General features: G+C 41.4%; 16 protein-coding genes. 5 read left to right on the forward strand and 11 right to left on the reverse strand.

Annotation, left to right across the window (positions count from 1 at the left end):
- Nucleotides 1-199: 199 nt before the first annotated feature.
- From H5203_RS16595 to H5203_RS16605, 3 genes are all read right to left on the reverse strand, one after another.
- Nucleotides 200-1411, reverse strand: a complete 1212-nt coding sequence (locus tag H5203_RS16595) for a TonB family protein (RefSeq protein WP_149982190.1) — start codon at nt 1409-1411, stop codon at nt 200-202.
- Nucleotides 1412-1420: 9 nt separating this feature from the next.
- Nucleotides 1421-1795, reverse strand: coding sequence for a BlaI/MecI/CopY family transcriptional regulator (locus H5203_RS16600; RefSeq protein WP_145239968.1), 375 nt, complete (start codon nt 1793-1795; stop codon nt 1421-1423).
- 79 nt (nt 1796-1874) lie between these two features.
- Complete coding sequence (locus H5203_RS16605; RefSeq protein ID WP_145239966.1) at nt 1875-2567, reverse strand: pseudouridine synthase; 693 nt, start codon at nt 2565-2567, stop codon at nt 1875-1877.
- An 85-nt stretch (nt 2568-2652) separates the two neighbouring features.
- On the opposite strand from H5203_RS16605, the gene H5203_RS16610 reads away from it, so the two are divergent.
- Both H5203_RS16610 and H5203_RS16615 read left to right on the forward strand, forming a co-directional pair.
- Nucleotides 2653-2958 (forward strand): DUF6482 family protein, encoded by a 306-nt coding sequence (locus H5203_RS16610; protein WP_182732290.1) that lies wholly within the window; start codon nt 2653-2655, stop codon nt 2956-2958.
- Nucleotides 2959-3004: 46 nt separating this feature from the next.
- Complete coding sequence (locus H5203_RS16615) at nt 3005-3415, forward strand: N-acetyltransferase (protein WP_182820006.1); 411 nt, start codon at nt 3005-3007, stop codon at nt 3413-3415.
- Here H5203_RS16615 and H5203_RS16620 read toward each other — a convergent pair.
- The 8 genes from H5203_RS16620 to H5203_RS16655 form a co-directional block, all read right to left on the reverse strand.
- Entirely contained in the window at nt 3408-3764 is a 357-nt protein-coding gene (locus tag H5203_RS16620) for a HopJ type III effector protein (protein ID WP_145239960.1), read from the reverse strand. The genes H5203_RS16615 and H5203_RS16620 overlap by 8 nt on opposite strands.
- 8 nt (nt 3765-3772) lie before the next feature.
- Nucleotides 3773-4885: a retroviral-like aspartic protease family protein gene (locus H5203_RS16625; RefSeq protein WP_182820007.1), complete on the reverse strand. Its 1113-nt coding sequence runs from the start codon at nt 4883-4885 to the stop codon at nt 3773-3775.
- Between the two features lie 17 nt (nt 4886-4902).
- Entirely contained in the window at nt 4903-5616 is a 714-nt protein-coding gene (locus H5203_RS16630; protein ID WP_145239956.1) for an HAD-IA family hydrolase, read from the reverse strand.
- A 12-nt stretch (nt 5617-5628) separates the two neighbouring features.
- The gene (locus tag H5203_RS16635; protein WP_182717476.1) at nt 5629-6594 is read right to left on the reverse strand and encodes a tyrosine recombinase XerC; all 966 of its coding nucleotides are present in this window, start codon (nt 6592-6594) and stop codon (nt 5629-5631) included.
- The gene (locus tag H5203_RS16640; RefSeq protein ID WP_182779224.1) at nt 6591-7223 is read right to left on the reverse strand and encodes a DUF484 family protein; all 633 of its coding nucleotides are present in this window, start codon (nt 7221-7223) and stop codon (nt 6591-6593) included. The genes H5203_RS16635 and H5203_RS16640 overlap by 4 nt, the downstream gene beginning before the upstream one ends.
- Complete coding sequence (gene dapF / locus H5203_RS16645; protein ID WP_145239950.1) at nt 7220-8050, reverse strand: diaminopimelate epimerase; 831 nt, start codon at nt 8048-8050, stop codon at nt 7220-7222. Before dapF ends, H5203_RS16640 begins: the two co-directional genes overlap by 4 nt.
- A gap of 62 nt (nt 8051-8112) precedes the next feature.
- Complete coding sequence (gene lysA, locus H5203_RS16650) at nt 8113-9366, reverse strand: diaminopimelate decarboxylase (protein WP_149982184.1); 1254 nt, start codon at nt 9364-9366, stop codon at nt 8113-8115.
- Nucleotides 9366-9560, reverse strand: coding sequence for an LPS translocon maturation chaperone LptM (locus tag H5203_RS16655; RefSeq protein WP_145239946.1), 195 nt, complete (start codon nt 9558-9560; stop codon nt 9366-9368). Before H5203_RS16655 ends, lysA begins: the two co-directional genes overlap by 1 nt.
- Nucleotides 9561-9708: 148 nt before the next feature.
- Here H5203_RS16655 and cyaY point away from each other — a divergent pair, with 148 nt between their 5' ends.
- Genes cyaY through H5203_RS16670 form a run of 3 tightly spaced genes read left to right on the forward strand, consistent with a single transcriptional unit; the run spans nt 9709 to nt 11613 of the window.
- Nucleotides 9709-10032 carry an iron donor protein CyaY gene (gene cyaY / locus H5203_RS16660; protein ID WP_145239944.1) on the forward strand — a complete coding sequence of 108 codons (324 nt, stop codon included), beginning with the start codon at nt 9709-9711 and terminating at the stop codon, nt 10030-10032.
- The gene (locus tag H5203_RS16665) at nt 10029-10685 is read left to right on the forward strand and encodes an alpha/beta hydrolase (protein ID WP_149982182.1); all 657 of its coding nucleotides are present in this window, start codon (nt 10029-10031) and stop codon (nt 10683-10685) included. The genes cyaY and H5203_RS16665 overlap by 4 nt, the downstream gene beginning before the upstream one ends.
- A gap of 25 nt (nt 10686-10710) precedes the next feature.
- Nucleotides 10711-11613, forward strand: a complete 903-nt coding sequence (locus tag H5203_RS16670) for a DUF2914 domain-containing protein (protein WP_145239940.1) — start codon at nt 10711-10713, stop codon at nt 11611-11613.
- Nucleotides 11614-11644: the final 31 nt, after the last annotated feature.

Consider the following 11644-nt stretch of genomic DNA (forward strand, 5'->3'; position numbering starts at 1 on the left):
CAGATAAATACAGTGATAACAAGGCGTAAATTTTGACATGTAGTTGTTCTACTTGAAAAAATTATAACGCAGTTAGCGCTTTATTTAGCTCGCTAGAATGGTTAAATATTTAAGTCGATTGGTATAAGCTTTGTTTTTTAAAACGCTAAAGCAAGCGGCTTCAATAAGGCGCTTGCTTTAGGGTCTTGGTTGTTAAAATTTACTTAGCCGCAACAGTCACCTTTTCAATCAGTTCTTCTGATTTGTAATTACTGTCAATTGCAAAGTCTAACTGTACCAATACATCTTTAAAGCCTGAATTTGAAGGCTTATATTGCCATTGCATTAGCGCTTTTTTTGCCTCTTTATCGAATACTCTTTCAGGTTTGGCATTCACAACCGACACATTTTGTGTCTTTCCGGCTGGGCTAATATCGTATTTTAATACTACTGAACCGCTGATACCTTGTTCAGCTGCCTGTATCGGGTAAAGAGGCTCAATACGCATGATGGGTGAAATAGCTTGCACCTTACTTATTGCTTCTGGTTGTTTTGCGATAGCAAAGCTGCTGATCATACCCGCTGCAAAAATAAGTAAAGCGCCTTTGGCAATCATTGAGCTATTGCCGGTGTGTTTGATTTGATTGAGTCGTTGTAACATCGTGTTTTTATCTCCATAGTGTGAGTAAGCTATTAACCCTGCACGGCTATTTGCTGCACAGTTGATCAGAGCTTTACTGTATAAAATGCGTTGTTGAGTAGTTTTATTGGTCAGTACTTTTTCGTCGCACGACAGCTCTTGCAAGCGTCTAAAGTTCATGTAGCCAAGCCAAGCCAGTGGATTAAACCAAATCAGCAATGTGGCCATTAATGCCAGCGCATTAAATAAATTATCGGCGCGTTTTATATGTACTTTTTCATGTTCAATGATCAGCGTTAACGCAGTGCTATCAATGTGTTGTGTATAGGCGGTTGGTAGGACTAGCTGATTACTGAATAGCCCTATAACCATTGGTGTACTAACGGCGCTACTTTGTAATAGTTGCATGTCGGGATGTGCGTCAATCAGCACTTTATCATCAAGATTGGTTAATCGTAATTGGTTGATAAACCGCAGGTGTACCACGATGGCAGTTAACGCCAGTATGCTAAATATAGCGCTATAAACTAGTACCCAACTAATACTAATCGTTGTTGAAAAACCTTGCTTGGGGCTGATCAGCATAGTGCTAATGACGTTGTTTGGCAGCGGCTTAAAATGCTCTGGCATATTTGCTAGCAGTAATGTGATTGGTAACATTAGCCATAACTTATAGACAAAGTTAGCATTGAGCCATTTTAGTGAATAGCGTTCTAAAACCAGCAAACTGAGTATCAGTAAGCTGATTAATAGTTGCTGCTCAAGAAGCCAGTTAAAGGTGTTTTCTAACATATTAAACCCTTACTTTTGCTGTTTTTCCCAGTCATCAATCACCTTTTTAAGTTCGTTGATGTCTTGTTGAGAAAGTTGCTCAGATTTAGCAAAACCGCTGACTAACGGCGCGATACGGCCACTAAAAAAACGCTCAATAAAATTTTGACTTTCTTTTAGCGTGTATTCAGCGCGTTCCATGCAAGGAGTGTAAATATACTGGCGGCCATCTTTTTCAAAGCTGAGTGCGCCTTTTTTTACTAACCGACCGAGTAAGGTTTTAATGGTTTTTTCGTGCCATTGTTTATCATCGCTTAAACGCTCGATAATTTGGCTTGCTGTAGCAGGGTAGTTCAGCCAAAGTGCATCGAGCACTTCAAATTCTGCTTTTGATAATTCAATCATATATATTGCCTACAGGTGTAATCTTTAACTTAAGATTACACCTGTAATCAAACTTTGCAACTATTTTATATAAAAATAATTAGTTTTTTAAAATGTCAGATTTATTTATTTTACGATAGGTATTTTCTGGCAGGCTTAGGGTGGCCAAATTAAGCTCGGCAATTTGTTCTCGGTAAAGATCAATCACTTTATAGCCACAGTAATGGGCCATTTTTCGGATTTGGCGATTCAGCCCTTGCTTTAAAATAATACTAAATTGGCAGTCGGCTACTTTCTCCACGGTGCATGGCAGTGTGATATGTTTATCAACAGGCACACCATTTGCCATTTTTTGGCTAAAGCCATCATTAAGCGGTTTATCAACAGTGACTAAATAACGTTTTGGCTGGTGGAAGTCAGGATGGATCAGCTGATTACAAAATTCACCATCATTAGTCAGTATTAACAGACCACGAGAATCTTTATCTAGCCTGCCAATGGGGTATACGCGGGTGTCTGTTGGTAGATGGTGAATTAAGCTGCTAGGGTCATGTTGATTGAGTTTACAATCAATTCCTACCGGTTTGTGATAGGCATAATAAACGCGCGTTGCTTTACCTTGTACGCGCGTGTTATTGACGCGTATATCGTCGTTATCATCAACGTGATCAATATGATTGGCTGGGCGGTTATTTACGCTCACCACACCTTCATCAATCAGCCGCGAGGCTTGTTTACGAGAACAAACGCCAGCATGGGCAAGGTATTTAGCTAGACGAGTTTTCTCGCTCATAAATTAAGTCGCTTCGGTTTAAATTGATCAAAGTATATCAAAGCAACGTACAGATAACTTAATCCACTGTAAAAAGGGTTTCACCATGGCGATAAAATTATCAGAACTTAAAAACCATCAGCCTTTGCAAAAAGTTATTGTTCACTCATTGGAAATGGCTTTATACCAAGTGTCGGTGATGATCAACAATGTTGAGTATTATGTAACGGATGAGCAGGGGGAGTTTATTCGTGGCTTAAGCCCATTGCATATTCAAAAACGACTCGACCACCTTAGTTATGCGCAAATGGTATTGCGTCATACCAGCGCATACGATGAAATGTGTGGCCAGCCTGAAAAAGTGGGCAGTAATATGCTCGAGGTGCCTTACGGTAAAAATCATTTATATTAACTTGTTAGTCATTTAAACTGACCTTTTAACTTGGTAAAAAGCGACCATGTATCAGTTTGAAAATGATGATTCACAGGTATTAGAACAGTTATTGCGTGAGCAAATAGTTGCTTATAATCAAGCTCACTTTGATGCACAAAGACTGCCATTGGGGTGTAAATTTGTTGATGAAAATCAGCAAGTGGTGGCGGCTGTAGCTGCTCAATTATTTGGTAACTGGTTACAAATAAATTGGCTTTGGTGTGATGAAAAAGCACGCGGTCAAGGCCTAGCTAGTAAGTTACTTAGCGCGATCGAATTAAAGGGTAAGCAGTTAGGTGCGCTGCAAGTTCAGCTTGATACTTTAGATTTTCAAGCTAAACCATTTTATGAACATCGTGGTTATGAAGTTAAATATCAAATCGATAATTATCCTCGCTCTGGCACCCGCTACTTTATGGAAAAATCACTTAGTTAGCTGTTAATGGTTCGCCATCAAAAGTAATGCCCAAGAAGGGGGTTACTTCTGGTGCTAACATAAATGTGCGAATGTTCATGTGATCGTGCTCATTAGGATTGCCAAGTACATCATCACGATAAAACGCGCCAAAGCAATCTAGAGTATTTTGTTTACTTAGTTGGTTTAGTTTAGCAAAAGCAAAAATTTTACATGAGCCATTATTTTCACCAACGGCACTTTTTAAGCCGTGGTTATTGAATGCGCAGGCTGTAAAAGTATAGTTTGCTTCAATCACTGCCATCGTATCGGCAAATGCAATGGTGTGTGGCTCATTAGCCAGACGGCTTAAAAAATCGTTGAGTGTCATAGTCATCCTTATTTAGCTAACTCTAGCTGATTAGTTTGTTGATTAATATTAAATTTAAACAACTGTAAAAAATTCATGCCGAGTAATCCATACCCACTATGGTTATCAATTACTAACACTTCAAAGTTTTCAATATATTGCTGGCCAATTAAAATTGAATCAAGTTGGTAACGTTTTGCGATTACTTGGCCGTTGGCGGTATTGATGCTTAAGCTATCAATATAGTCGGGTATTGGCCGTAATGCTTGAAATACGTTATTTGGTAATACGGTAAAGCTTGCCCCGGTATCTATCATTAGTTGGGTGTTGAGCGCATCGTTGATTTGCATATCTAATAAATAGTGTGCGCCGTATGGACGTAATGGCACCAGATCAATACCGCTTTGCGCTTGTGCTATGCGTGTTTGTAATTCAGCAACTTTCGCTTGTAATGGATGCTCCAAAGGAAAGCGATCTAATGTTGCTTGCGCGCTTAGCAGGTCACCGAGATGGTAATACGCATCAGCGAGTGCGAATAAGTAATTAGGATTTTCGTTATCATAATCAAGCCACACTAAGGTTTGATTAATGGTTTTTTGCCACGCGTGCTGCTCTGTAAGCGTTTTTATTTGTGCCATGGTCAATTGTATTAAACGCATATTAATGGCTGCTTGCTGGCTTTCATTGGCAAGTGATTGCAATGATAATAACGCAACAATAGCTTGGTGTAGCTGCTGGTTTTTCACTAAACGTTCGGCATCAAGCTGTAACATATTTATATCGTATGGATAGCTATTTAAAAATAATTGCAAAAAAGTCTCAGCAACTGTGAGCTCATTATTTTTTAACCAGTTATCGAGTTTATCTAACCATAAAAAGTAAAGTTGTTCAGCTTGTAATGGCTGGCTTGTAGTTAATGCTTGGTAGCTGGCTAAGGCAGCCGTAAACTGTCGCTGATTAAATTGCTGTAGAGCTTGCTGATAGAGTGATTGCTGATTGTTTTCAACGATAACTGATGGCGACAATTTAACGGCTGCTTGTGGGGCTGTTGCTTGCTGTTGTGGCCACAATAAATAGCCATTAAGTGCCACTGATAGCAGTAGCAGCAGCGTGATAAATTTAGTAACAGCAGTCCCTTTCATTGCTCGCTCCTAGAATATTATGGCTGGCTTAAAAAGTGTTTAAGCGCTTGAATATCAGTTATTTCAATATCGGCTAAGCCTTTGTAGGCATATTTAGCTGGTTGGTCATTTAACCAAAGTGACTGACAACCCGCATTATGCGCACCTTGTACATCGGTGTCTAAACTATCACCAACGTGCAAAATGTGCTGGGTTGGGACGCCAAGCGCGGCGGCGGCCTGTTCAAACATCGTGGTATGAGGTTTAGCTTTACCGTGAATACCTGCTTGTAAAACCAGTTCAAATACACCATTTAAGTTAAAACGTTCAATTTCTACATTACCATTGGTAATAGCAATTAAGCGATAGCGTTTACTCAGTTGTGAAAGTAAATCGAGCACTTTATCATCCACTACAATTTGGCTGCGGGCATCAGCAAATGCTTGATAAGCATTATTAGCATGGTGTTCGAGCTCTGCGTTTTGATAACCGAGCTTTGCCAGTGCTGTACGCAGAGTGCTTTTGCGCCACTGCGTAACATTGTCGACTAACTCGGGGTTATCAAGTAGCGCCTGCTCACGGCACTGTTGCCAATAGTCTTTACCTTGTGCTTGCCAGTTTGGCAATGCATTTAGATAATTTATCTGTGCTTGAACGGCTGCTGTAATTATCGGATGGTTATTGTATAAGGTGTCGTCTAAGTCAAAACTCAATACGGTAAAAGGTGAAATGGCACGATTAAAGCGGATCATATAAGCTCCTTGCTAGTCGGTATTTGAACGTTTTTTAGCGCGAGGGTGCGTGTTGTCATACACTTTAGCTAAATGCTGAAAATCTAAATGGGTATACACTTGGGTGGCCGATAAACTGCTGTGACCCAATAACTCTTGTACTGCTCGCAAGTCACCCGATGATTCTAAAATATGTGATGCAAATGAATGGCGTAATTTATGTGGGTGTACTTGGCTGCTAATACCTTGTTTTATTCCCCACTCTTGCATGCGAAGCCGAACGTGACGTGCTGAAATACGGCACTTTTTGCTACTGACAAATACTGCAATTTCTTCTGGATGAGCAAATTGAGGGCGTAGTTTAAGCCATTTATTTAATGATTCTAGCGCCTTGCCTCCCACTGGTAACAGGCGTTCTTTGTTGCCCTTACCGCGGACTAATATTTCCCCCGCACTGCGATTTATATCTTGTATATTGGCACCAACTAACTCACTAATGCGTAAGCCAGATGAATACATCAGCTCCATCATCGCCTGATCGCGAACTGCAAGAGGATCATCATCGTGAATATCAAGTAACCGTGCCATTTGGTCTACATCAAGGTTTTTAGGCAGGGGTTTGGCAAACTTGGGGCCTTTGATTGCTTCTGCCGGATTATGATAATGGTTTTGTTGACTGATATCTTTGGTTTTTAAAAACTTATACAAACTGCGAATGCAGCTGAGCTTTAAACTAATCGTACGGCCACTTAGTTGCTTGCTTCTAAGTTGCATGCTGTAACGGCGTATATGCTCACCCTGTACGCTTGACCAATCATTACACAGTTTGCTGAAATACAATGCAGCGAAGTTAAGTTGGCTGGTGTACTGGCTGATAGTGTGTGGTGAGTATTGTCTTTCGAAGCGCAGATAATCACTAAATAATAGGATTGGCGTGCGCCACTTATCGCTTAGTTTGTCACATAATTGCTCAACATTTGGCGGCTGCTGCTCGCTCATGCCTGCTCTAGTTCCAATTCCAACAGTCTAAGTTGCAGTGAGCGAACAAACTCAAGTACAAATAAACTATCTTTTGCCGGTTCGAAGTGGTTTGCATCATCACTGCCAAAGGCCAAAATAGCGATAGGGTGCTGACTGTTACCAATTAAATAGAGCGCAGTTGATTGTGTAGCAGGGCTGAACAGTAAATCTCGCTCTTGCTGATTTACGCGACCCAGATAAACGCCATTATGCTCTAAGCGGTGTTCAATTAGTTGCGCAAACTTTTTATCATACTTAAGCAAGTGGCATTCATTAATCGCCGGATTAGTACAAATAATATTGCGTAAGTTTATTGCTAAAGTTTTAAAGTCGTAGTTAGTCCAAAGCTGGCGATGACACTCGCTGAACAAGCTATAAATTAGCTCATTTTCTTTTGCGTGCTTAATTAAGCTGTCAATTTTGCTTTTCAACATGGTGTTGTGTTCACGCAATTGACGCTGTTGAATGTGCACTAATGAGGTTGCGCCTTGCGCTTGCTGCAGCTCAAGTTGGGCTAATAGTGCTGGATTTTGAGCTAAAAACAATGGGTTTTGTTGTAAAAACTCACTCACTTGCTCACTAGTTACTTTGTCGTTTGAGTTACTCATAAAGCGACCTGCCCATCAAATACATGCTCTGCAGGGCCGGTCATTCGCACTGGATGGCCTTCACCTTGCCAGCGAATTTGCAAACTACCGCCCGGTAAATCGACCTGTACTGTAGTGGATAATTTACTTTGAATTTGGCCAATTACCATTGCTGCACATGCGCCTGTACCGCAGGCGAGCGTTTCGTTAACGCCACGTTCCCAAACTCGCAATTTAATATGCTCAGAATTAATCACTTGCATAAAGCCCACGTTAACGCGCTGTGGAAAACGTTCATGATTTTCAAGTAGCGGGCCTAAAGTGCTGACGTCAGCTGTCTCTATATCATCAACTTCAAGTACACAATGTGGGTTACCCATTGATACTGCACCACTAAATACGGTGTGTTCTTCTGCTCGAATAATATAAGTCAGTTCACGCTTAGTCGCTTTGAGTGGAATTTTGCTCGGTTCGAAATTAGGGTGACCCATGTTGACGGTGACTTGGCCATCTTTTTCTATGTATAAGGTTAAATTACCTGATTTGGTAGATACGGTGACTTTATGTTTATTAGTAAGGCCTTTCATCCGTACAAAACGGGCAAAACACCGAGCACCATTGCCGCATTGTTCTACTTCGTTACCGTCAGCATTAAAAATACGATAATGGAAATCAAGATCGGGAGAATAAGGCGCTTCAACCATTAATAGTTGGTCAAAGCCGATGCCGAAATGGCGATCTGCCAGTTTTTTTATTTGGTCTCGTGACAAGAAAACGTTTTGTGTAATGTTATCAATTACAACAAAATCGTTGCCTAGGCCGTGCATTTTGGAAAAATTAACTAACATAGCGCTCTAATTCGGGTTGCTCTGCGCTAATCATGCCACAGAGCAGCCTCGTTACAAAAAGTTTATGGTAAAATTTTCTCGCCTTGCCATAGACTTTCCAGAGTTTCACGCGCGCGGATCAAATGACTCTGCTCGCCATCGACCATGATCTCTGCCACACGTGGCCGTGAGTTATAATTTGAGCTCATGGTAAAGCCGTAGGCACCAGCGCTGCGCTGGGCAAGTAAATCACCTTGTTGTAAGGCTAACAGGCGATCTTTACCTAAAAAGTCACCGGTTTCACACACCGGACCGACAATATCAAAGTTGTATGTGGGTGTGTCGTCATTACGAGGCGTTACCGGCACAATTTTTTGCCATGCTTGATATAAAGCAGGGCGCAACATATCGTTCATACCGGCATCAACGATTGCAAAAAACTTATCTTGGTTTTGTTTTATAAACTCAACTTTTGTAACCAAAATACCCGCATTGGCAGCAATCGCACGGCCCGGTTCAAAAATAAGCTCTAAGTGTTGATAATCAGTTAAACGATCGGTGATATGTGCCACATATTCACTTGGATGCGGTGGCGCTTCGCCATTGTATGGTACGCCTAAACCGCCGCCAATATCTAAATGGCTGAGTTCAATACCGTTGGCTTTTAAATCGTCAATTAGAGCCAGTACTTTGTCTAGTGCTTCGAGAAATGGTTTGATTTCAGTCAGCTGTGAGCCAATGTGACAATCAACCCCGGTGATTTTTAGGCCAGGCAATGACGCAGCATACTGATAAACACTTGTTGCAGTAAGAATATCTATACCGAATTTATTTTCTTTTAAACCCGTTGAAATATACGGATGGGTTTTCGCATCGATATCAGGGTTTACACGAATTGAAATTGGCGCGACTAAATTAAGTTCACTGGCAACGTGGGAAATACGATCTAGCTCTGAGACAGACTCAACATTAAAACATTTAATCCCGAGCTTGAGTGCGTAGGCAATCTCGTCTGCTGTTTTGGCAACCCCTGAAAAAACCACTTTACTAGCGTCGCCTCCGGCCGCAATGACGCGGGCAAGCTCACCTTTAGAAACAATATCAAAACCTGAGCCCAAGCGTGCCAGCACATTTAAAACAGCAATGTTTGAATTGGCTTTTACAGCATAGCAAACTAAGTTTTTATGATTGGTCGCGGCCTGTGCAAAGGCAAGGTAATGACGCTCAAAGGTTTTGCGAGAATATATATAACAAGGCGTACCGTATTGTGCGGCGAGCTCCTTGACAGCGATGTCTTCAGCATGCAGCTGATTATTTTTATAGTCAAAAAAGTCCATTATTGGTCCTGTTTCGATTCAATTGTTGATGACTGTGTTTGCGTAACTGGAGTTGTTACTTGTTGTGGTTTATTTGGCTCGGCTTTATCTTCTGGCAAATACAGTGGCCCGCTTTGTCCGCAGCCAGCTAAAGTGATGAGTAGTACACCAAGTGGGGAAAGTCGTTTTAATTGTTTAAGATGCATCTCTTTCATTAGATTAATCGTGTTGCTGGCTTTATAATCGCAGATTAACAGAATATCTAAAAAATGCAGCTATTCGCGGATGAATTTATTCCTGTTACACTAGCTGCATGCAATTCGTACCGAATATCTGGCTAAATGCCCGTAAAAGGAAACAATAATGACTGATCATGAATACCACCAATTAGCCGAAGCTCTTATGTTTACCATTGAAGAACAAGTGGATGACTGTGAAGCTGACTTAGACTATGAATCTGCACAAGGTATTTTGGAGATTATTTTTGCTGATCGCAGTAAAATTGTGATTAATAAGCAAGCTCCTTTGCATCAAGTATGGGTTGCGACTAAGTTTAATGGTCACCATTTTGAATTGCGTGGCGATAAGTGGATTGATAATCGCTCGGGCGCAGAATTTTGGCAGTTTATGAATGAAGCAACAACGCGTCAAGCTGGCCAAACGGTAGAATGGCAATCAGCACTATGAGTTTAGAGTTTGTAGAATACGCGGCAAAAGGCCAGCATCAAGCAACGATTATTTGGTTACATGGTTTAGGCGATTCAGGCGATGGATTTTTACCTGTCGCATCGCAACTTGCATTGCCTGATGAATTAGGTGTGCGGTTTGTGTTCCCGCATGCTCCGGTACAACCGGTCACCATAAATGGTGGTATGGCAATGCGTTCTTGGTATGATATTAAATCTATGGATCTAGACAAGCGCGCTGATGAAACTGGGGTACGCGAATCAGCGGCGAAGGTTGAGCAGTTGATTGAGCAAGAGCTTGGTAAAGGTATTCCTGCAGATAAAATAATATTGGCTGGTTTTTCTCAAGGTGGCGTTATTGCGCTACATTTAGCACCGCGTTTAACTCAGAAACTGGCAGGTGTAATGGCGCTTTCGACTTATATGTGCGTGCCAGATAAGTTAACGGCTGAAGCTAAACATACAGATTTGTCGGTATTTATGGCTCATGGTAGCCAAGATCAAGTAGTACCTTATGATGCAGGTCGTCATGCGTTTGACATACTTACAACGCATAACATGGATGTAAGTTGGCAAGATTACCCAATGGGCCATCAGCTCTGCGGGGAAGAACTAATGGCTATTCGCCACTGGTTGATCGCGCGCTTAAGTTAAATAGTGTTGAGTAGCCGAGGCTAAAATGAAACAAAAAATAGTGATCACTGCAAGTATGAGTCGAGAGGCTGCACCTATCGCGCCTGAGGTAACCTATCAATGGCATTGGCAGCGCATTGTTACCGTTACGCTACTGATGATATTTGCGTTAGTTATTTTTACTTATAGCCTGTTGAGCTCCGTAAATGCTGAGCAAAATGATCAACAACAACCCCTTGATAGCCCCGAGTCTGTTGCACAGACAAGCGAAGAAGACGCGCCTTTAGCATCTTCAACAACGGTAGCAGACAATACAGAGTTTGAGGTAGTCAGCGAAGCGTCGACACTCACTGATATTAATGCTGATGATGGTAATGATGCTAGTGTAGTGGATGATAAAAGTGAATCGCTAGAAATGGCGATGATAACTGATAGCCCAGAACAGCAAATTGTTGATAGTAATCAGCCCGAACAAAGCCAAGCACTTGCAGCTAATACTATTGTTGCTACAAATACCAATAATGAGCCAGTAGAAAGTGACGTTAGCGCGGAGCAACCAGATAGTTTTGCTACATCAGCACATATTGCCAGCGTTGCTCTTGGTGCAAAAATTGATACCGACAAAGTAAGCCGCGCAGTATTGACCCGTGAAGTGGTTGATCGTGAACCCGTTAATGTTTTTAAAGCGGATGTGCGTTTAAATGAATTTACTGAAACAATGGCATTTTTTAGTGAGCTTAAAAATATGCAAGGGCAGACGGTCAAGCATGTTTGGCGCTATGAAAATGAAGTGCTAGCTAGTATTGAGCTTGGTGTAACGTCTCCTCGGTATCGCACTTACTCTAATAAAACTATTTTACCTGAACAAGTTGGCAACTGGCGTGTTGATGTTGTTGACGAACAGGGCCATTTATTGGCACAAAAAGAATTTCGCATTTTAGCTGAGTAAGTGTTTATTCACCTTTAGGCTCAGCAAAGAA

Source organism: Pseudoalteromonas sp. SG41-1 (assembly GCF_014164575.1).
Taxonomy (GTDB): domain Bacteria; phylum Pseudomonadota; class Gammaproteobacteria; order Enterobacterales; family Alteromonadaceae; genus Pseudoalteromonas; species Pseudoalteromonas rhizosphaerae.